Source organism: Pseudoalteromonas sp. T1lg88, assembly GCF_002964765.1.
Lineage (GTDB): Bacteria > Pseudomonadota > Gammaproteobacteria > Enterobacterales > Alteromonadaceae > Pseudoalteromonas.
Genome location: NZ_PQCF01000032.1, coordinates 536,611 through 556,588, shown reverse-complemented (window position 1 = coordinate 556,588; position 19,978 = coordinate 536,611). Strand labels below are relative to the sequence as shown.

General features: G+C 48.3%; 19 protein-coding genes. 8 read left to right on the top strand and 11 right to left on the bottom strand.

The features are described 5' to 3' along the window. The first annotated feature begins 3 nt into the window (after nt 1-3). Nucleotides 4-462 (top strand): GNAT family N-acetyltransferase, encoded by a 459-nt coding sequence (locus C2M34_RS14075; RefSeq protein ID WP_105198930.1) that lies wholly within the window; start codon nt 4-6, stop codon nt 460-462. On the opposite strand, the gene C2M34_RS14070 is transcribed toward C2M34_RS14075, so the two are convergent. From C2M34_RS14070 to C2M34_RS14050, 5 genes are all read right to left on the bottom strand, one after another. After that, a complete protein-coding gene (locus C2M34_RS14070) occupies nt 449-874 on the bottom strand; it encodes a DUF4826 family protein (protein ID WP_105198929.1) in 426 nt (141 codons plus the stop codon). The genes C2M34_RS14075 and C2M34_RS14070 overlap by 14 nt on opposite strands. A gap of 99 nt (nt 875-973) precedes the next feature. Next, nucleotides 974-2,206, bottom strand: a complete 1,233-nt coding sequence (locus C2M34_RS14065) for a lipoprotein-releasing ABC transporter permease subunit (protein WP_105259296.1) — start codon at nt 2,204-2,206, stop codon at nt 974-976. A gap of 5 nt (nt 2,207-2,211) precedes the next feature. Continuing rightward, nucleotides 2,212-2,913: a lipoprotein-releasing ABC transporter ATP-binding protein LolD gene (gene lolD / locus C2M34_RS14060; RefSeq protein WP_105259125.1), complete on the bottom strand. Its 702-nt coding sequence runs from the start codon at nt 2,911-2,913 to the stop codon at nt 2,212-2,214. Further along, nucleotides 2,906-4,114: a lipoprotein-releasing ABC transporter permease subunit gene (locus C2M34_RS14055; protein WP_105259124.1), complete on the bottom strand. Its 1,209-nt coding sequence runs from the start codon at nt 4,112-4,114 to the stop codon at nt 2,906-2,908. The genes lolD and C2M34_RS14055 overlap by 8 nt, the downstream gene beginning before the upstream one ends. Before the next feature lie 86 nt (nt 4,115-4,200). After that, the gene (locus tag C2M34_RS14050) at nt 4,201-5,109 is read right to left on the bottom strand and encodes a LysR substrate-binding domain-containing protein (RefSeq protein ID WP_199775733.1); all 909 of its coding nucleotides are present in this window, start codon (nt 5,107-5,109) and stop codon (nt 4,201-4,203) included. A gap of 93 nt (nt 5,110-5,202) precedes the next feature. Between C2M34_RS14050 and C2M34_RS14045 the strand changes: the two genes are divergently transcribed. Next, a complete protein-coding gene (locus C2M34_RS14045; protein WP_234398825.1) occupies nt 5,203-6,330 on the top strand; it encodes an S-(hydroxymethyl)glutathione dehydrogenase/class III alcohol dehydrogenase in 1,128 nt (375 codons plus the stop codon). Between the two features lie 9 nt (nt 6,331-6,339). Continuing rightward, entirely contained in the window at nt 6,340-7,188 is an 849-nt protein-coding gene (gene fghA, locus C2M34_RS14040; protein ID WP_105259122.1) for an S-formylglutathione hydrolase, read from the top strand. A gap of 94 nt (nt 7,189-7,282) precedes the next feature. Here the strand turns inward: fghA and C2M34_RS14035 are convergent, their stop codons facing one another. Then, the gene (locus C2M34_RS14035; protein ID WP_105216027.1) at nt 7,283-9,178 is read right to left on the bottom strand and encodes a beta-ketoacyl synthase; all 1,896 of its coding nucleotides are present in this window, start codon (nt 9,176-9,178) and stop codon (nt 7,283-7,285) included. A 120-nt stretch (nt 9,179-9,298) separates the two neighbouring features. Between C2M34_RS14035 and C2M34_RS14030 the strand changes: the two genes are divergently transcribed. Beyond that, nucleotides 9,299-10,297 (top strand): GlxA family transcriptional regulator, encoded by a 999-nt coding sequence (locus tag C2M34_RS14030; RefSeq protein WP_233999562.1) that lies wholly within the window; start codon nt 9,299-9,301, stop codon nt 10,295-10,297. Nucleotides 10,298-10,315: 18 nt separating this feature from the next. On the opposite strand, the gene msrA is transcribed toward C2M34_RS14030, so the two are convergent. Continuing rightward, a complete protein-coding gene (msrA, locus tag C2M34_RS14025; protein ID WP_105259121.1) occupies nt 10,316-11,608 on the bottom strand; it encodes a peptide-methionine (S)-S-oxide reductase MsrA in 1,293 nt (430 codons plus the stop codon). Between the two features lie 158 nt (nt 11,609-11,766). On the opposite strand from msrA, the gene pxpB reads away from it, so the two are divergent. The 3 genes from pxpB (at nt 11,767) to C2M34_RS14010 (ending at nt 13,729) form a co-directional block, all read left to right on the top strand. Continuing rightward, nucleotides 11,767-12,426: a 5-oxoprolinase subunit PxpB gene (pxpB, locus tag C2M34_RS14020; RefSeq protein WP_158681454.1), complete on the top strand. Its 660-nt coding sequence runs from the start codon at nt 11,767-11,769 to the stop codon at nt 12,424-12,426. Between the two features lie 3 nt (nt 12,427-12,429). Next, a complete protein-coding gene (locus C2M34_RS14015) occupies nt 12,430-13,386 on the top strand; it encodes a biotin-dependent carboxyltransferase family protein (RefSeq protein ID WP_105259119.1) in 957 nt (318 codons plus the stop codon). 130 nt (nt 13,387-13,516) lie between these two features. Beyond that, the gene (locus C2M34_RS14010; protein WP_105216037.1) at nt 13,517-13,729 is read left to right on the top strand and encodes a DUF2061 domain-containing protein; all 213 of its coding nucleotides are present in this window, start codon (nt 13,517-13,519) and stop codon (nt 13,727-13,729) included. A 30-nt stretch (nt 13,730-13,759) separates the two neighbouring features. On the opposite strand, the gene C2M34_RS14005 is transcribed toward C2M34_RS14010, so the two are convergent. The 4 genes from C2M34_RS14005 to C2M34_RS13990 form a co-directional block, all read right to left on the bottom strand. Further along, the gene (locus C2M34_RS14005) at nt 13,760-14,308 is read right to left on the bottom strand and encodes an Lcl C-terminal domain-containing protein (protein WP_234398824.1); all 549 of its coding nucleotides are present in this window, start codon (nt 14,306-14,308) and stop codon (nt 13,760-13,762) included. Nucleotides 14,309-14,408: 100 nt separating this feature from the next. Further along, entirely contained in the window at nt 14,409-14,930 is a 522-nt protein-coding gene (locus C2M34_RS14000) for a GNAT family N-acetyltransferase (protein WP_105259117.1), read from the bottom strand. 105 nt (nt 14,931-15,035) lie between these two features. Beyond that, nucleotides 15,036-15,896, bottom strand: a complete 861-nt coding sequence (locus tag C2M34_RS13995) for a hypothetical protein (RefSeq protein ID WP_105259116.1) — start codon at nt 15,894-15,896, stop codon at nt 15,036-15,038. Then, nucleotides 15,886-17,598 (bottom strand): AAA family ATPase, encoded by a 1,713-nt coding sequence (locus C2M34_RS13990; protein ID WP_105259115.1) that lies wholly within the window; start codon nt 17,596-17,598, stop codon nt 15,886-15,888. The genes C2M34_RS13995 and C2M34_RS13990 overlap by 11 nt, the downstream gene beginning before the upstream one ends. Nucleotides 17,599-18,149: 551 nt before the next feature. Between C2M34_RS13990 and asnB the strand changes: the two genes are divergently transcribed. Further along, the gene (gene asnB, locus C2M34_RS13985) at nt 18,150-19,835 is read left to right on the top strand and encodes an asparagine synthase B (protein WP_105259114.1); all 1,686 of its coding nucleotides are present in this window, start codon (nt 18,150-18,152) and stop codon (nt 19,833-19,835) included. Nucleotides 19,836-19,978: the final 143 nt, after the last annotated feature.

Genomic DNA, 19,978 nt, shown 5'->3' with positions numbered 1-19,978 from the left:
GTTATGCCTTATCGGATCCACCAAGTCGACTGGGGGTCTCAAGATAGCCCGATACGCCAAATACGTGAGCGAGTCTTTGTTTTCGAATTAAACATTCCCAAAAGTGTTGAATTTGACGAGCGCGACAATAATGCCCTGCATTTTGTCGCCTATGATGAAAACGGGACTCCTGTTGCTACTGCACGCCTATGTCAAGACGGCCTTTTAGGCCGTATTGCCGTCCTTCCAGACCATCGTAACCCCAGCATCTATACAGAAATACTCAAATACGTACTGATCAACGCCAGCAATTGCGGCTTTAAGTCCATATGTATTAATTGTGTGCTCGATGAGGTAGAACGCTTTAAGCAGAAAGGCTTTTCGCCTTGTGGCTGTGTGTTTATGGAGGCTGGCATTCCAAGACAGCGCCTGGAATGCCCGGTGTCACGCTGTGACAGTAGTCCTTTTACTATGGTTCATTAGCCCATAGTTCTTGTTTTTCGTATAGCTCATAAAGGCCATGTGCACGGTTTATCAGCAGTTGAGCAAAGTCGTGCTGAGTTTTATCTAAACGTGGGCTATTAAGCAATTGATCCGCTTTAAGCTGCCATTGTAGTGAGAAATGACGAATTGCCTCGCGAGCCGAGCCAGCGGCTGACACTTCAATATGATCGACTGGTAACTGACCTGTGATCACCCAATAGCTTTTGCCATCTTGCGCCTTAAACTTCCACACCGCACAAAGTGGCGCTAAGAAGCGACTGTCTTTTTCTACCAAAGTTTTTGGCATGATGCCTTTTTCGGCTAAATGCTTTTGCGCAGCTTCAAAACCTTGACGTTGGAAAGCGCGAATTAGTTGTTCTTGTTGTGCTAATTGTTCTTGTTGTTGCGACATAATACTACTTCTATTGTTGTTGCTAGGGTCACTTTACGAAGAAGCGCCCTGCCTTGCAAGCCCTAAAGGATACAAAGCAGGAGTTTAGTTTTGTGAGGGTTAGTTGCCCAATACCTTGGCGGGGTCAATCTTGGCAGCTTGCCACGCCGGATAAATGGACGCCAACACGGTAATAACCAGGGTAATAGCCGCGACTAAGGTGATGTCCTGCCAGTGGATTTGTGCCGGTAAGAAATCGATAAAATACACGCCAGCTAATTTATTCTCACCGATAAAATCGCTCCAAAGCACGAAAATATCCGTGATATTCAAGGCCAGTAACACCCCCACCAGAGCGCCAATCAAGGTAGCGGTAACGGCCGAGACCACACCTTGAAGCATAAAGGCCTGCATGATCACCAGATCGCTGGCGCCCATGGTACGTAAGATGGCAATGGCACTTTGCTTCTCTTTTACTTCCATAAACAGCGAAGAAATAATATTAAAGCTGGCCACGGCTATGATCAAAAAGACGCTTAAATAAACTATGGTGCGCACCATTTGAATATCCTGATACAGGCCGCCCTGAGTGCGAACCCAGCTGTTCACATAGACATAGTCATCGAGGGAGCGACCAATACGCATAGACTCGCTCTGGGCACTAAATACATCATCCAGGGTAATGCGCAATCCGGTGACCTGATCCTCTGTAAAAGCAAACGCCTGCTGCAAAGCGGTCAAAGGCAAATAAACTTGCAGTTTATCCAGCGGTCCATGGCTTTGAATTAACCCTGCCACCTGCACATTTAAGCGTATCGGTGCGCTTAGGGCATCGCTGGGGTTATTAATATCCGTCATCAAGAGCGTCAGGCTATCGCCGCGCTCAAGCCCCAGCGCCTTGGCCAATTGGGCGCCGATAATCACTTCATTGGCATCTAACTCCGTCAGTTTTTTACCACTTATAAAGTCATCGACTATGGATACCTTGGTTTCAAGTTCGGGCACTACTCCCCTAACCTGTGCCGCTTCGAGCTTACCGCGATATTGCGCCATGGCATTGACGGCAATAAAAGGCGCCGCCGCAACTACATTGTCTTGTCGCTCCAGGCGTTGCTGCTTTTGCGGCCACCGCTCTATAGGCCTGTCCGCGGCCACATACTCAACATGGGGCACCAGGGCTAACAAGCGCTCAACCAATTGCTGCTGAAAACCGTTCACCACGGACAGCGCCAAAATAAGTACGGCGACACCAAGAATAATACCCAGGCTTGAGCTGCGGGCCATAAAGCCCATAAAACCGCTATTACGCTGAGATTTACGAAAACGCTGCGCCAGTAGCAAACTTAAGGACATGGCCTTCATAGTACATGAGCCTCGGACCTTTGCGGATTCAATACGCCCTCATCCAAGACCACGGTACGGGTAAGGCGACTGGCCAAATCAAGATCATGGGTCACCACCACAAAGCTAGTGCCCAAATCCTGCTGCAATTCCATCAACAAGGCGAAGATACGCTGGGCATTGTGTTTATCCAGGTTACCCGTCGGCTCATCGGCCAGCACCAGATCCGGTCCACTCACCACGGCACGGGCAATAGCCACACGCTGGCGCTCGCCACCGGACAGTTTTGCCGGTTTATGCTGGGCGCGATGGGTCAGTCCCACCTTCTCCAGCATGACTTTCGCTTTTTGTTCGGCCTCTTTGGCATCCATTCCCGCTATCAGCAAGGGCATGGCCACGTTCTCAAGTGCCGTAAACTCCATCAGCAGATGGTGAAACTGATAGATAAAGCCCAAATGCTTATTTCGAAACTGTGACTGTTGCTTACGCGTCAGTTTGGCCACCTCGGTATTGCAAATTTCCAAGCTACCCTGCGTGGGTTTATCCAAGGTGCCAAGAATATGCAATAAGGTACTTTTACCCGAGCCGGAAGAGCCGACTATAGCAACGCTTTCGCCGCGCTCAACGGTTAAATCTATGCCCTTAAGCACCTCAATTTGCTCCGCCGCATCGCTGTAAACCTTGGTCAACCCCTGACAACTAATTACCTTACTACTCATACCTTAACACCTCTGCTGGACGCACCTCGGCGGCCTTTTTCGCTGGATACAAGGTGGCGACAAAACTCATCACCACGGCCCCAAGTACAATTAGCATTAGATTGCCATAGGACACCACTACCGGTAGCTCTTGTTGACCAAATAAATGCAAACCGACCGCCGCCAAAATGGCATTGAGGTTAAAAACCACCAACACAGCTAAAACCGCGCCTATCACGCTGCCGACCACTCCGTTATATAAACCCTGTATCATAAAAATTCTGGCAATTTGGCTGTGATCTAACCCTAGGGTCTGCAAAATTGCCACCTCGCCTTGCTTCTCCCTCACCATCATGGTTAAAGAGGATAAAATGTTGAACACGGCGACCATAAATATCAGCCCCAAAAGCAGGCTCATAATGCGTTTTTCCATCGCCACCGCAGCAAATAAACTGCCCTGACTCTGCCGCCAGTCTGTGACGCCCTGACGCTGTTGCTCATTTAAGCGTGACAGCACCAATTCGCTGTTAAACGCATCGCTCAGGCTTACTTCAATGGGCGCATCATCGGCATTTTTTATACGCAATAAGCGCTGCAGTGACTCGCCTGAGGTAAACAAAGTATGCATATCCAGCTCTGAGCCGGTACGGTAGATAACAGCTACGGTAAATAATCGCTGCGCCGGTATACGCCCCATGGGGGTATAGGTAGTCACACTGGGAATGGTCACGCGCAGCGTATCGCCGACCCCCACATCCAAAGTACGGGCCAAATAACGACTGATGGCAATCTGATAGCGCTCGTTATAGAGGCTCTTCAAGCTACCCACTTCGATATTCTCAACCACATTATCCGGTAAGCTTTGATAAGGCGCTTGCAGAAGTACGCCCTGAATATCGGCGGCGCTTTGCACTATGGCCTGAGCCTGATGATAACGCTTGATTGAGCTGACTTGGGGCTGCGCTTTTAAATCATCGATCAACTCTTGCTGCGCCTGGGGCTCTCGCTCGGCCATAGTAAATTGCAAATGAGGGATCATCGACAGCATGGTGCGTTTTAGGTTGTTTTCAAAGCCATCCATTACCGACATCACGGTAAACAAGGCGGTGATCCCCAGGGCAATACCGGCAATGGAAAAAAACGAGACAAAGGAGACAAACGCACTGCCTTTAGATAAGCGCGAGTAGCGTAGACCAATAAATAAACTGACAGGCTTATACATCAACAGCTTAACAATAAAACGAAATTGTCACGATGCTAACACAGGGACGCGGTCATGGGTATGCTCAGCACTTCCGGTAGGCGAATTTATCGCCCCAGCCCAAGGTCGTAACTGGCCCCTAGCCTATCACTCAGATGCTCGGCGAGATAATCCATCAGCGCCTTGGTGGCATTGGCCTGGTATAAATTAGCCGGGGTAATGGCAGATATGGGCTCTTTGCGAATTGCAAAACTGTGCAGCACCTCTTTGAGCTGGCCCTGTTGCAGCGCCGGTTGCACATAATAATCCGGCAGTTGTACCAACCCCAAGCCACGCATGGCCGCATCCGCCAAGGCCCAACCGCTGTTACAGCGTAATTTGGTCTTGGCTATTTTTACATGCCTAAAGCGCCCATCTTCTTGAAATCGCCAGGTGTCGGCATGGCCGAGAAGGCATTGATGATGAGCAAGCTCACTCAATACATAAGGCTGGCCATATTCGTTTAAGTATTCAGGTGACGCACAGACTATCACCGCCCTTGATGCCAGTCGACGAGCTTTAAGATTCGAGTCCGCAAGCTCACCGATACGTATAGCCAGGTCTATATGCTCACCAATTAAGTCCATGGTTTGATTACTCAAGATCATGGTGACGCTGACCTTAGGGTAAAGGGCCATATATTCGTGCACCAGGGGCATAATAAATTGCTCGCCAAACATTACAGGTGCGGTGATCCTCAATTGCCCACTGGGCTGGGCCTGCTGCTGCTGCAGCGCCCACTCCCCTTGCTCAAGTACGCTCTGTGCCTTTTTGGCATGGTGCAAAAGCAACTCACCTTGTTGCGTCAACACTACCTTACGGGTGCTGCGAATAAAAAGCTGAGTATTGTAATACTCCTCCAGGGCACTGATTGAACGACTGATATGGGCCACCGAGGTGCCTATTTGCCTTGCCGCGGCGGTAAAGGATTGAGCTTGCGCCGCAGCAATAAATTCCGGCATGCCTTGCCAACGCATTATTACCTCTGTGTAAAAGTATATTAATTCCAGTTAAAACTTAACATATTGTGTAATAATTTCACCTCATTTCATAAGAAGAGATCCATGGTTATGGCTGAATTTATTAAATCAAAAGCCGCCGTTGCTTGGGGCCCTAAGCAACCACTTAAAATTGAAGAAGTCGATGTGATGATGCCGAAAGCCGGCGAAGTGCTGGTAAAGATCCATGCCACCGGCGTGTGTCATACCGATGCTTTTACCCTCTCTGGTGAAGACCCTGAAGGCATCTTCCCTGCCATCCTAGGCCATGAAGGCGGTGGTGTAGTTGAAGCCATAGGTGAAGGCGTGACCAGTGTAGCCGTGGGTGACCATGTTATTCCTCTTTACACCCCGGAATGTGGCGAGTGTAAGTTCTGTACCTCGGGTAAAACCAACCTGTGTCAGAAAATTCGTGAAACCCAGGGTAAAGGCCTGATGCCAGACGGCACCTCACGTTTTTATAAAGACGGTGAGCCAATTTATCACTACATGGGCTGTTCAACCTTCTCCGAGTACACGGTTCTGCCTGAAATTTCCCTCGCCAAGGTGAATAAAGAAGCGCCTTTGGAAGAAGTCTGTCTATTAGGTTGTGGTGTTACTACCGGCATGGGCGCAGTGCTTAATACCGCCAAAGTACAGCCTGGTGACACAGTCGCTATCTTTGGTTTGGGCGGCATCGGTCTGTCGGCCATTATCGGCGCAAAAATGGCCGGTGCCGGTCGCATTATCGGTATCGACATCAACGAAAGTAAGTTTGAGCTGGCGAAGAAACTTGGCGCTACCGACCTTATCAACTCCAATGATTACGATAAACCAATCCAGGAAGTGATCGTTGAGATGACAGATGGTGGTGTTGATTATTCATTCGAGTGCATCGGTAATGTCAATGTGATGCGCAGCGCCTTGGAATGTTGTCATAAGGGCTGGGGTGAGTCGGTGATTATCGGTGTTGCCGGTGCCGGTCAGGAAATCTCAACACGTCCATTCCAGCTGGTAACAGGCCGTGTATGGCGCGGCACTGCCTTTGGTGGCGTAAAAGGTCGCTCAGAGCTGCCAGAAATCGTAGAGCGTTACCTAAATAACGAGTTCGCTCTGAATGACTTTATTACTCATACCATGCCTCTTGAAGACATCAACGAGGCGTTCGAGCTGATGCACGCGGGTAAGAGTATTCGCAGCGTGATCCATTACGATAAGTAAGGGGGCGATATGAGCTTGGAATTAATTGCCAATAATAAGGTACACGGCGGCTGGCATAAGCGTTACAGCCACAAATCCGCGGTGAATAACTGCACCATGACCTTTGCCATCTTTTTGCCCCCGGGCGTGGATGAAACCGCCAAGGCACCTGTGCTGTATTGGCTGTCGGGTTTAACCTGCACCGATGAAAACTTTATGCAAAAGGCGGCGGCCTTTAAAACCGCCGCCGAGCTCGGCATTATTCTTGTAGCACCAGACACCAGCCCACGTGGCGAGGGTGTTGCTGATGATCCCGAGGGCAATTACGACTTCGGTTTAGGTGCCGGCTTTTACGTTAACGCCACCGAAGAGCCTTATAAGCAGCACTACCAAATGTATGACTACATTTGCTCTGAGCTGCCGGCACTGATAGATGAGCACTTTCCCAGTAATGGTAAAAAGGCCATCAGCGGCCATTCCATGGGTGGTCATGGTGCTTTGGTTTTAGGTTTACGTAATCTTGGCCAATACACAAGTGTTAGTGCCTTTGCTCCTATAACCAACCCGCTTAGCTGCCCTTGGGGTGAAAAAGCCTTTAGCGGTTATTTGGGTAAAGACAGGGAGAGTTGGAAGGCCTATGACAGCTGTGAGCTACTCAGCCATACCCCAGTGGATAAATGCCCGCCGCTGCTGGTCAGCCAGGGCATGAGTGACACCTTTTTGGAAAGCCAGCTGCGACCGGAGCGTTTAATAGCCGCGGCAGAGCAAGCCGATGTCTCTCTTTGCCTGGAGCAGCACCCTGGTTACGATCATAGTTACTTTTTTATCAGTAGCTTTATCGATCAGCACTTGCGCTTCCATGCGCAATACTTAGGCTAAAGGAAAGCCCTTGGGGAAAGCCCTTAGGGCCGGCCCTTACAGATAACAAAAAGCCCCGCTGATGCGGGGCTTTTTTCATTCTTTCACGACCAGCTTATTTGGTCATGTCGCTGTACGGATTGGCAATATCCAGACGAACTGGCTTATCAAAGCCCGGGATCTGCATCTGCTCGGTATCAAAGCTGATAGCATTTTCGTCGATAAGACCTTCACCAAAACGATAGATAAGTGAAAACTCGCCGCGTTGCGCCTGTTCAAAATAAACCTGCTGTTGCGCTGCTGTATCTTTAAAGGCCACTTCATGCTCCGCGATTGCAGCATCGCCATGGCGCGCAGCCAACATGCGTTTAGTCACACTTGGGCTGAGCACAGGCGCGGTGGCGTTGTTACCACCAAAGCCTTTAGAGTTAATAAAGGCCACATCCTGAGGGGCACATTGATAATGCTCCAGGCTGATATTAAGACGAGCGTTAAATACATCGTCCGCCACCTTATCTATGGTGGTTACACCCGGCATGATGTTGTCGCTAAACACACCCAGGGCAAAGGCAAGCTGATCGCCACTGGCTGGTGCTATGGTGTGGCCAACAAAAGCTTTTGGCGCGACAACCGGCCAATTGTTAATGTCATAAGCAGTAGCGATACGGTCGTAAATCGCCGACTCGGTCACACGGTTTTGTGGTGTGCTCGAACCATGGGCGAGAATAAAGCTGCGCTCACTGATGGCTTCATCGCCAACAATGGCTTGTGCCAATGCCACGGCTTTGGCCATAGTGATATAGTTACCCGGACCCGGTGCGGTAATAGACTTCTTAAAACCATCGGCATTAACAAACACATCCGGCACACTGCCAAGAATGTCAGCGCCTAATTCCAACGCTAAGGCGTCGTCCATTAATATGGTCACCTGAGCGCCCTCACCTATGGTGAAACCACAGTTTTCGCCAAATGGACGCGAGGTACGGCGGTAATCCACTTCATCGCTGCCATCAAGTTTTTTCAGGTTATCGTCGTTGGCCAAGGCGCCCATATTACCGAAGCCTTCAATGATCTCCGGCTCGATGGCACATTCGCTTGAAGCCACGATAGCAACACGAGTACGACCAGCCTTAATGTCGTGTACCGCAGCACGCAGGTTATACAAAAAGGTGGCACAAGCACCTGAGGTGGTAAAAGTGGTACCCACGTTACCGGTGACATAGGCATTGATAAAGTCGGTAGACATGGTATTAAGACCCAGCGCCAGCTGTTTGGTGCTCACACGGTCACCTTGCAGACGCGCTTTAAACAGACCGCCCAGACCTTCGCTATTCACCTGACCGGCCACAGACGCACTGTAGGTACCGATTTGATCCGGCTCCACCGAGTTCATCACCTTTTGCCAATCCAGACCGCTGGCATGAATCGCATCACTGGCAGCAAAAATGGTGGCTTGCAGACCACGCGGCTGATAACGGCTGTTATACATTTGCGATGGGTCAAAACCGGTAGGCAATTGACCAGCAGCCTTGATCGGGTTGTCACGGTAACTGTCGAGCTTAACCTCAAAATCACCACAAATGGTTACTTCAACCTGGCCTTTTTCCAGCTCGGTGACTTGCCAATTACTTGGGATAGGCTCAGGTAGCTGACGCTTACGGGTGGTAAAGCTGATAGGCGCACTGGCCTGGGCTACCAATTTTTGGTGCGAATGAGTGGCGTCAACGTCGAAGAAACGCTCTTCGATACGACGAATTAGGGTACCAGCTAGGATCTGCTCGCCCAGTTGCGCTTCAACATTGTCGGCTGTGATGGCAACGCCATCCTTGCTCAGCAATTGTCCCTGCTCGTCACTTACCAGATTCATTAAACTGGCCAGGCCTAATAGGGTTTCTTGGCGCTGTGCTAATGGCAAGGCGTCGAGTACCACACGGCGGAAACCCTGGTTAAATGACGTGCGCCCGGCGGCATTAATACCACCCATGGCAACAATTACAGGTAATGCACTCATAACAACTCATTCTTTTACTTTGGAAATTGTCCCTAGTGTAAGTGGAACACAGCGGTCGATATGTGTTTTAATGGCCATATATTTATCAAATACGGCCAAATTTAAATGGTCGGATCTTTTATGAAGCCATTTAACGTATTAATAGCCCTGTATCCACAAATGCTGGCCACCAGCCTGACCCTGCCTTTTGAGATGCTCCACGCCGGTTATGCCTTTGCACGGCGCCATAGCAAGGAAGCACCGAAACTCTGCCTGCAGTTGATGGCACAAACCACTGAGCCGGTTCTCGCCCACAGTGGCCTGCCCTTCACCGCCAACGTCGGATTAGATGCACTAGATACCTGTGATCTGCTTATTTTACCCAGCCTGTGGCGCAACCCGCGTCCGGTATTGAGAAAACAAGAGGGTATGATTCAGGCGCTGGCCAAGCTCGACCCAAAACGCTGCGCCATGATAGGCGTTGGCACCGGCAACTGCTTTCTCGCCGAGGCCAAATTGCTCGACGGCCACCCGGCCACCACCCATTGGCATTATGCCGATCAGTTTAAGCGCGATTACCCCAAAGTTGAGCTAAAGCCCGAGTACTTTATTACCCAGGCCGAGGGACTTTATTGTGTCGCCAGCCTCAATGCCTTAGCCGACGTGATAGTGCATATCCTTGAGAATCTCTATGGCCGCGAATGTGCCCTGCATGTGCAGCGCAACTTCTCCCATGAGGTACGAAAACCCTATGAGCAACAGCGCTACCTAGAAGGTATGAATGAACGTCACCCCGATGAGCTTATCGCCCAGGTTCAGTTTTGGCTGAAGAATAATCTGAGCGCGGAACTGAGTATTGCCGACATAGCCAGTCAATTTGCCATCTCACAGCGCACCCTGACGCGGCGCTTTAAACAGGCCACCGGCCTAAGTCCGAATCAATATTGGCGCAAGCTTAAGGTACAGGCTGGCCAAGAGTTGCTCGCTAACTCCAACCTCAGCATTAACGATATCGCTTTGGAGCTGGGCTTTAACCATCAGGCACTGCTCAATAAGCTCTTTGCCCAGGAGCTAGGACAAAGCCCGAGTGAGTACCGCACCCTGGTGCGTAAAAAACTATTTAGCAGCGACAGTGACTAGCCCAAGCATTATTGCGCTCTATTGCGCTTCGGTACGGGCAAGATATTGGGCCCGGTGTACAAATTCCAGCACTGTGGCATTGATGCAATAGCGCGGTTTGCCTCCCGGTCCCTCGTTGGCAAAGACATGCCCCAAGTGAATACCCGAGGATTTAGAGCGAATTTCCACGCGGCGCATGCCATAACTGTTGTCTTGATGACGGGTTACCTGCCCCGCCACGGGTTTGGTAAATGACAACCAGCCGGTGCCGGAATTAAAACGATCTTTGGTATCGAATAGAGGCGCACCTGAGAGTTTGTCTATAAACACACCGTCCGGTGTATTTTTAAAGATTTCATATTCCTTACAAAAGCGATTATCCGTGCCCTTGTTAAAGGCGACCCGATAGGCCTCGGTGTCTCCTAGTTTGAACGCGCCCAGCGCCTTATAAAACAGACCCGGTTCCATGTACCCTTGATAACCCGCCACTTCCTTGCCGTTTTCTAAAAATAGTATGGTTGGCGTCGCAAAAGTGGGCGTGGTCACGCTTAGGCCATCAAGCTGTGACGCATAGCGCATATGTACCTTGATAGAGCCTTGATAGTCATTCAGTACATCCGCCTTAAATTTCTCACAGTACGGGCAATAGGCACGGGCATCGAGCATGACAATATGCTTCCCCTTTAACAGCGGCGTATTATCTACCCGAGCTTCTTCTTGCTTTGCAAAACGAACGCCGGTGGAATGATCTGGGCAATAGCCATTAGGGTTTTTGCGAAGATAGTCCTGATGATAATTTTCGGCAGGATGGAATTTTTCCAGCGGTTTGATAACCGTCGCTATCTGGCCATAACCGGCCTGGGTTAATAATTTTTGATACTGACTCTGTATCTTAACGGCAATACCCTGCTGCGTTTCATCGTAGGTAAGTATGGTCGAGCGATACTGGGTGCCCCTATCATTGCCCTGACGATTAACCTGGGTAGGGTCATGTTGTTCAAAGTAGAACTGGAGGATTTGCTCTAAGCTGACGACATTGGCATTAAAGGTCACGCGTACCACTTCGGCGTAGTTATTTTCATCAAAACGACGTTTTCTGGCGATGATGTTCTTATAAGTGGGTTTAAATCCCCGTCCATCTGCATAACCCGACTCGGCGTTGAGCACCCCTGGTAAGGCTTCAAAGCGCTTTTCAACGCCCCAAAAACACCCAGCCCCAAGCACAATTTGTTGCGTCGCGTTGGTCATTTGCGCCTTATCGGCGCCAAGCAAGCTGCTTGAACTTAGCCCAAGGAACAGTGAAATCGCGCATAAAAACAACTTGTTAAACATAATAACCCCGATAGACTGTAGAGATAAGAAGATATTCGGCGATATCAATGCAGGTCTCATATTCCCCCTGCACCTGTTTATTAGACCGTACCCAGGCTTATAATTATTCACACAGCCCAGAGCTAAGCCGTAACACCAGAATTAAGGATCAGCTTGCTATGACTTCAGCCTTGCCGGCGCCGCATTTTTATCAAATCGATAACGCCACCCTGGTATTGGACGCCAGTCCTATTAGCGCGCTCGATAAGGCGCAAAAGCAGCGTATGATCAATGCCTTGGCCCGCCAGTTGCTGCTACAACCTGATTATGTAGATGTAGTCAGTGCCGATCAAACCTTGACCCTGTATGGCCGCAGTCATCTCGAATTAGAGAGGGTGCAACAGCACTTGCTGCTGATGTGGCAGCAATTTGATGAAGATAGCAGTCAAAGCCAGTTTCATGAGATCAAGGTGCAATACGGGGGCAAGCACGGCTTGGATCTCGCCTCGGTAGCTAAGAGTTGTGGCCTTAGCGAGCGCGAGGTCATAAATATTCACACCAGTGGGCTTTATACCGTGGACTTTATCGGCTTTCAGCCCGGCTTTGCCTACATCAGCGGCCTGGACTCGCGCCTGCAGCTGCCACGTTTGGCTACACCCCGTACCTTAGTGCCCAAAGGCAGCGTTGCCATCGCCGCAGATAAAACCGCCATCTATCCTGCTAACTCTCCTGGTGGCTGGCATATTCTCGGCCACACAGAGCAGACGCTGTTTGACCCAACTAAACAGCCACCGGCATTATTCGCCCCTGGCGATACCCTTCGCTTTGTGGAGGCTTAGACCATGTTGACCATCATTAAGCCCGGACCCCAGCTAACTATTCAAGACCTTGGCCGCTTTGGTCACCGTCACTTAGGCGTATCCCAGTGCGGCGCCCTTGATAGCGATGCCCTGCGGGTTGCCAATCTATTGGTAGGCAATAACGAAGATGCTGCCGCGTTAGAGATCACCCTGGGCATGGCCAAGCTGCGTTTTGAACGACCGTGCTGCTTTGCTCTTAGCGGCGCCGATATGAGCGCTAATTTAAACGGGAAGCGCATAGAAACCGGCTGGTGTTACCGGGCTGAAGCTGGGCAAACCCTCACCTTTGCCTCCTCGTCTCTGAACCTGCGCTGCTATTTAGCCATAAGCGGTGGTTTTGCTTTAGAGCCGGTCTTGGGCAGTTGTAGCACAGATTGCATGGCCGGATTCGGTGGCCTGGATGGGCAGGTGCTTAAGGAAGGACAACAAGTTGCTTTCGCCACCAGCAAATTTGAGTGGCTTAATTGGGGAGCCAAGTTACCCAGGCGCCAAGGCCCAATCCATTATATTGCCGAGCCCAGAGAATTTGGCTTAGCAGCAAAACTTAAACTCGCGTTTAGCGAGGCAACTTGGCAGGTATCGGCGCAAAGCAATCGCATGGGGTTGCGCCTGCAGGCAGAGCCAACCAGCGCGGACCTTGACGAGTCCATTAGCCATGCTTTAAGCATTAAAAGCACGGCGGTGGCACCGGGTAGTATACAACTGCCGCCAAGCGGCGAGCCCATAGTCCTGTTAAATGATTGCCAAACCACCGGCGGCTATCCGCTGTTGGGTCAGGTGATCGCCGCAGATCTGCCGCGCTTAGGGCAACTCAGGGGTGGCCACAGGGTCACCTTTACCCCGGTGACCCTGGCTCAGGCGCGACAATTGAATCAACAACATCAGAACGAGCTTAATCGCCTACGTTTGGCCATGCGCTATCGCCGCGAGTCTAGTTAAAACGCTCAAAAGCTGATTTGAGTTATTCATTCTATTTTTGTGATTGCATTAATCATATAAACCCATTTTATCTATCAATATGCCTGACTAATAATAAACGGACTTGAACTGGAGATTTAGAGAATTAGTCATGAAGAAAACAGCCACTTTCGCAACCATGCATTTCGCCATTGCCTTTGGTGTAACCTACCTATTAACCGGTAGCCTGGTGCTTGGAGGCCTGGTCGCCATTGTCGAGCCCGCGGTGAATACAGTGGCATTTTACTTCCACGAGAAAGCCTGGGGACTGGTTGAGCGTAAGCACGCTATGAATGCAGAAGACACCAGTGTGCTGCTTGCTTAAAGCAGCGTCTCTTGTCTAACACACTCAATGCTAAGGGTTTGAAACGCAGGAAGCGTAGGTAGTATAGCTCGGGAATAAGTGGGGGTTGTCGCTCGTGCTGTTCGGTTCACTGGTGCTCACATAGCCATAACCGAGATCCACGTCGTAATAGTAAGCATCATCGGCTGTCACCGACCAGTAAGTGCCATCGGTTGGCCAACCCCGTGCACTAAACATATTACCGTAACTGTCATATAAACCCATTAACTCTTCTCGTGTTGGTAATCGCCAGTTGGTTCGCCCTCCGAGACTTTGGGAATTATAGGTATTACACAGTGCCTTTGCATTGCTCCAGTTGAATAGGTAGAAAGTGCCGGATGGTCCCCGCGTTCCATCCACAGTCCAAGTTGGGTGTGTTGGATGTGTTGGACTTCCTCCAATACCGTCAAGGTAAGCCACTGATGGTGAGTTAGTAAACAATTTTCCACTGCCCGTATCGAAGACATCAATACAGCTATTTGCGAGAGAAGCGCACTTGTTGGAGCCACTGGCTGCAGTACTCAATACAAGTGCTATTACTGCGATTAATTTAAGTTTCATGTGTCTCTGCATTTAGTTAGTCCAGCACAACGTTCTTTATTCTCTATCTAATTAAACATTGCCGCAGCCAATTCAGGCTTAACGCCGTGGTAAGCAGCGTCTATACGTGCAGCGAATAGATGCCGATTGCTTGTTCTTTATTTGGGATGTCCAATGTATTTGGCACTTTCCTTAAAAGCCTTGCCCCAGCACGTTCAACTATTTTAATGCTGGCAAAATTGTTTTCTAAACACTGGAATTCAATGGTTCGCACACCCAGCTCAGTCGCTAAGTAGGGGATTATCACCGCTAAGATTTGCCCAACCACCCTATTGCCTCGGGCGTTGTCGGCAAGCCAGTAACCGAGTTCACAAACCCCCTTATCAGGGTCAATATATTTAACACCAAAGACACCACTGAATTGGTTGTGAAACTGAATCGAGAGCCACTGCGCCCCATCTAAACCACTATTTAAGCGGCTTTCTATATAAGCCCTCGCACCGGCACTATCCAGGACGCTTTTTTCCCACGCCATATATTGAGAGAGGTTTGCTCTACTTAGCTCAACCGCCTCATACAGCGCTGGCGCATCTGCAAAACTTAAATGGTCAAGATGTATATCACTCGATATCTTTAGGAACATGGAGCCTCTTTTTATAGGGATAACGCCGCGCTCACCGGTAAATTAAGAGCGAAGCGAATAATTTATCCGAGTGGAGCGCTTTGTTATGCATTGCTGTGGCGTACTCTATAAATTATCAGGCAATGGGCCATTTTCTAGGTATCCCATTAACTCATCATTCTCTAGAATAGACCTGTATAATACAGCATCCCATGAATTAATAGCTTTTTCTTGTTCCATTTCCAGAAATAGAGCTAAAACATCCCGTAAGCCTTTTGTTTCAGCTTGTCGACAGTTTTGAGCTCTCCGTAAAATACTTATATACCTTGTCTTAAAGTACTCTTTGAAACGAGTAAGAAAATCAACTCCCTCCAAGTGAGACTTTACTAATAAACTTAGCCCTTCTGGTATTTCTTCCTTAACAGCTATATCTATTGAAGGTGTGGCAAATGGAGGTGTAAATGTTATCGAAAACAAGGGTCGGTTTACGTCATCAAAATATGGGTGAATGTACCTCTTTTGACCATCCTCAGTGACATAGTCTGTGAGTTTCTCACCTTGACACCAATCACACATTGGCGTCAAATTCAGCAACAAAACTGACAGTTCAGGAAATATATCTTTAGGAAGATAGTGGTCTAGCGTTCTCGGTCTTCCAGGCTCTCCACAGCTAGGACAAACAACTAGTCCATTATGCTTTCTCATAGCCTCCAGTTGCAGGAAAGGTAACTTTTCAGCCTTTGGTGTGTATAGGCCAATCAAAGACTTCTTTCGCTTATTAGCCTCTTCTTCGGAATCTGTATAGTTATTCAAGTCAAGTGGAGCAAGCATTAACGGGCTTCCGTTATGCTCTATGAACATTTCTGCTTGTTTTATAAGGTCAGTCGTAATTCGATCGTAAAATGGTTTATATTTTTGCCTTTCATTTATTACCTCTCTCAAAATCTTGAGAGAGTCTTCTTCGGGAAGTCGTATTTTAGATACCATTGGACTTCCTTGAATTAAGCAGCTTTATCAATATTTCCTCATTTAGCTCTTCCCCAAGTCTGTCAATAATATCCTGAGGATCGTCATAGATTGCCAGCTGCTCTTCTATCCAATTATCGAACGGCTTTGTAATGGAGTTATCACCAAAGACATATGATGAGATTCTCTGCATATCTCCACCAAATGTTTCAAATGGTGGGTATTCTACTTCGATTGTATCATTCTGTTTTCGGTAAACGTGCACACATTTAGCCGGAACTTCCCTTGTGATAGCCAAAGAGTGAGTGGCCAAAATCGCTTTAGATGTAAAAGCTTTCAGAACCTTTTTAAGCAAATCAATAAACTTTATTTCAAGTGCGGGATGTAAGAAAAGTTCAGGCTCATCAATGACGACTAAACTGTCTTTCCTTATTTGTCCGACCACATTCACCACAATATAGCAGAACAGTCTTTGCCCAGAGCTGATTTCAATTGCCTTATTCCCTTTAATGAAAACAGCGCCAGATTCAAACTTAATACAATCTTTTAATTCAATATTCCACTCATCTATTTTTTGAATCACATGATCATCAATTTTAAGATATTTCTTGTCTTCACCAACTAAAAACCCAGAGAAATCTGGAGTCTGATTAAACAAATCAAAATCTTCAACTATTTCAAATGCAATAAAGTCAAATTCAATAGCTGACATCAAGACAGACAATATGGTTTCGAATTTATATGTCCAATTAGGCAGCGAGCCAAACTTCAAATCATCATGTAGCGACTTCAATATTGACGATACAGAATCGCTTGCTGGTAGATTTCTACTAATACCTACTCTCTGATTTCCATCAAGATCCTCAATGATCCTACGAAAACCAAAGTACCTATAAGCATCTTTATCCTTCAAATTGGTCTTGGATAAATCAATTGTGAATTCTTCAAACGGGCTATACGATATCAGAATCAATTTAGAAATATTTGGATAGTGATCAAATGGTTCGTGCTGTATTTTATCAAGTGCAACCTTACTTCCTCGATCTACACCTAACCAGTATTCTACTAAGGACTTTAATGTATAAGATTTCCCTATGCCATTTTCACCAATAAGAACATTAATGTCGTAAGGAAGTAAGTCGGAATTGAACTTGAAGCGAATTGGCTCGATCAAATCATCCCTTCTTATAGTATTAAGCGTGAAGTCCTTAATGCTTGACACCTCTTCATTAAACAGCTTCCAGCCGTCTTCATAAGCTTTCCTTGCCCCAGCTTCTCTGAGAGGTGATGTGGAAAAATCATCATGCTCAATCAATTTGAGAGCTTTTTGATCTTGTAAGATATTCTTAAAATAGCCAGCGTCTCTTATAAGACTAAGAACATCTTTAGCTTCATCTATTCCAATCTTCGCGATTAGAGAGTTATAAAAATCAATATCACTTGGGACCGATACATAATTAAGTTCTGGAATAGGAAAAAAGCCATCCCACCCCTTATCACATAGCTCGTTTAGCTTCTTTGGTGAGTAATTGTCATTTTCGATTAACAACTTAAGGCCAAATTCAAAAAAATTCTTACCATCAACGTATAAGGCAGCATTGAGGGTAGTGCTTATCCCATAGTCATCCCAATTGTTGAATGATAGAGAAAGCATGGTATCTTCAGATGGTAGCTTCGCCGGGGTTGCGCGCCAATTGCTGCCTTTCTGATAAAACACTTTCATTTATTATTTGTTCCTTATAAAAGATCACGAAGATACAGTGCTTGGATGCAAAACAGCTCATTAGCAAGACCTTACAAAGTGCGTCTCCTTGCAAGGTAGGAAGGAAACTATCCATCTATTATCGCACTAATAAGAATAAAAAATATCTATGAATCATACAGTAAATTAATTGGCTCCTTCGTACAATGCAAAGGTGATGAAGCAATAGAACAATAGATTCCCTTGCTACCGTGGCAATCTACTTACTCCCGCCAATAACCAGTTAAATAAAACCATAATACTCCCGTCTAGAGTCCGCGCTTGTTTGGTGCAAGCAAACCTCCACCAGCCTAGTGGGCATAAAGAGTACGGCACGTAATAAGACCGCTTTTGCCATAAAATTGCGATAGCAGCTCGGAGATTGACCGCCCAAAACCCACCTTAGTGCATAAGGGTGAAATCGCGCACTAAATTGGCGCATAAAAAATTCAAAAACAACCTAGCCAAGCATGTGACTTGGCATATTTTTTCTGCTACAACAAAAGCTCGAGATAGGAATGAGGAAAACAAATATGTGTTCAATTTTTGCGGTGCTCGATATCAAGTCCAGTATTGCGCAATTGCGCGAGCAAGCCATAGACATGTCGAAACTGTTGCGCCACCGCGGCCCGGACTGGTCCGGCGTTTATACCGGCGATAAGGCCATTTTAGTGCATGAGCGTCTGGCCATCGTCGGCGTACAAAGCGGCGCTCAGCCGCTGTTTAATAAAGCCGGCAACCATGTGTTGGCGGTCAATGGTGAAATCTACAACCATCAGCAACTCGCCGATGCCCTGACCATAGACTACGAATTTCAAACCCAGAGCGATTGTGAGGTGATCCTCGCCCTGTATGAAGAAAAAGGCAGTGCCTTTCTCGACGAGCTCAACGGTATTTTTGCCTTTTGCCTGTACGATGAAGAAAAGGATAAATACCTGATTGGCCGCGACCACATTGGCATTATCCCCCTTTATACCGGCCGCGACGAACATGGCAATTTCTATGTGGCCAGTGAGCTCAAGGCGCTGACGCCAATATGTAACCACATTGAGGAGTTCCCTCCCGGTCATTTCCTTGATAGCGAGGTGGGCGAATACCAGCGCTATTATCACAGAGACTGGCAAGAATATTCCGCGGTTAAAGACAATGATGCCGAGCCGGAAACCCTTAAACATGCCCTGGAGGCTGCGGTAAAACGCCAGCTGATGTGCGATGTGCCCTATGGGGTTTTATTGTCAGGGGGCCTGGACTCTTCGCTTATCTCCGCCATTACCCAAAAATATGCCGCCAAGCGCATCGAGGATAACGATGCCAGCGATGCCTGGTGGCCAAAGTTGCACTCCTTTTCCATTGGCCTTGAAGGCTCGCCGGACTTGGCCGCCGCCGCTAAGGTTGCCGAGCATATCGGCACCATTCACCACCCTATTCACTTTACCGTGCAGCAAGGGATAGACGCCATTAAAGAGGTCATCTACCATCTGGAGACCTATGATGTCACCACGGTGCGCGCCTCTACCCCCATGTACCTGATGGCTCGTCATATTAAGGCCATGGGCATTAAAATGGTGCTCTCCGGCGAAGGCGCCGATGAACTCTTTGGCGGCTATCTGTATTTCCATAAGGCGCCCAATGCCGAGGAATTCCATGACGAATTAAACCGCAAGGTGGCCAAGCTGCATATGTTCGATTGCCTGCGCGCCAATAAATCCATGGCAGCCTGGGGCGTCGAGGCGCGAGTGCCGTTTTTAGATAAGGAATTTATCGATATCGCCATGCGCATTAATCCAGAGGCAAAAATGTGTAAGGACGGGCGCATCGAAAAGCACATTATTCGTGAAGCTTTCGATGGCTATCTGCCGGACGAGGTCTTATGGCGACAAAAAGAGCAGTTCTCCGATGGCGTTGGCTATAACTGGATAGACTCACTTAAAGCCTACGTCGAAGAGCAGGTATCGGACCGGGATATGCAAAACGCCCACTTTAAATTTCCGCTCAATACCCCGGATAGCAAAGAGGCGTATTTTTATCGCAATATCTTCGAGCAACACTTCCCCGGCGGCGTTGCGACCTTGTGTGTGCCTCACGGTAAATCGGTGGCCTGCTCTACCCCGCAAGCGCTGGCCTGGGATGCGTCATTTCAAACCAATGCTGACCCATCCGGGCGCGCCGCCAATACGCACCAAGCCGCCTACACAGCCGAGGCTGCACTCAAGGAATAACACCTACCCGGCGCAGTCTCGACTGCGCCACCTTCTTGTTGCTCGGACCGCTCTGATGGTTGGAAACATTTTGTAAACGTAAAAAGTTGCACCTAACCCTTTGCTGCGCGACACTGCGTCGCGAAAATATAACAACTAGGATG

Bases quoted from the DNA above. Each gene is read 5' to 3' on its own strand.
- C2M34_RS14075 (WP_105198930.1), top strand. From the start codon at position 4: ATGCCTTATCGGATCCACCAAGTCGACTGGGGGTCTCAAGATAGCCCG.
- C2M34_RS14070 (WP_105198929.1), bottom strand. From the start codon at position 874: ATGTCGCAACAACAAGAACAATTAGCACAACAAGAACAACTAATTCGC.
- C2M34_RS14065 (WP_105259296.1), bottom strand. From the start codon at position 2,206: ATGTCCTTAAGTTTGCTACTGGCGCAGCGTTTTCGTAAATCTCAGCGT.
- lolD (WP_105259125.1), bottom strand. From the start codon at position 2,913: ATGAGTAGTAAGGTAATTAGTTGTCAGGGGTTGACCAAGGTTTACAGC.
- C2M34_RS14055 (WP_105259124.1), bottom strand. From the start codon at position 4,114: ATGTATAAGCCTGTCAGTTTATTTATTGGTCTACGCTACTCGCGCTTA.
- C2M34_RS14050 (WP_199775733.1), bottom strand. From the start codon at position 5,109: ATGCGTTGGCAAGGCATGCCGGAATTTATTGCTGCGGCGCAAGCTCAA.
- C2M34_RS14045 (WP_234398825.1), top strand. From the start codon at position 5,203: ATGGCTGAATTTATTAAATCAAAAGCCGCCGTTGCTTGGGGCCCTAAG.
- fghA (WP_105259122.1), top strand. From the start codon at position 6,340: ATGAGCTTGGAATTAATTGCCAATAATAAGGTACACGGCGGCTGGCAT.
- C2M34_RS14035 (WP_105216027.1), bottom strand. From the start codon at position 9,178: ATGAGTGCATTACCTGTAATTGTTGCCATGGGTGGTATTAATGCCGCC.
- C2M34_RS14030 (WP_233999562.1), top strand. From the start codon at position 9,299: ATGAAGCCATTTAACGTATTAATAGCCCTGTATCCACAAATGCTGGCC.
- msrA (WP_105259121.1), bottom strand. From the start codon at position 11,608: ATGTTTAACAAGTTGTTTTTATGCGCGATTTCACTGTTCCTTGGGCTA.
- pxpB (WP_158681454.1), top strand. From the start codon at position 11,767: ATGACTTCAGCCTTGCCGGCGCCGCATTTTTATCAAATCGATAACGCC.
- C2M34_RS14015 (WP_105259119.1), top strand. From the start codon at position 12,430: ATGTTGACCATCATTAAGCCCGGACCCCAGCTAACTATTCAAGACCTT.
- C2M34_RS14010 (WP_105216037.1), top strand. From the start codon at position 13,517: ATGAAGAAAACAGCCACTTTCGCAACCATGCATTTCGCCATTGCCTTT.
- C2M34_RS14005 (WP_234398824.1), bottom strand. From the start codon at position 14,308: ATGAAACTTAAATTAATCGCAGTAATAGCACTTGTATTGAGTACTGCA.
- C2M34_RS14000 (WP_105259117.1), bottom strand. From the start codon at position 14,930: ATGTTCCTAAAGATATCGAGTGATATACATCTTGACCATTTAAGTTTT.
- C2M34_RS13995 (WP_105259116.1), bottom strand. From the start codon at position 15,896: ATGGTATCTAAAATACGACTTCCCGAAGAAGACTCTCTCAAGATTTTG.
- C2M34_RS13990 (WP_105259115.1), bottom strand. From the start codon at position 17,598: ATGAAAGTGTTTTATCAGAAAGGCAGCAATTGGCGCGCAACCCCGGCG.
- asnB (WP_105259114.1), top strand. From the start codon at position 18,150: ATGTGTTCAATTTTTGCGGTGCTCGATATCAAGTCCAGTATTGCGCAA.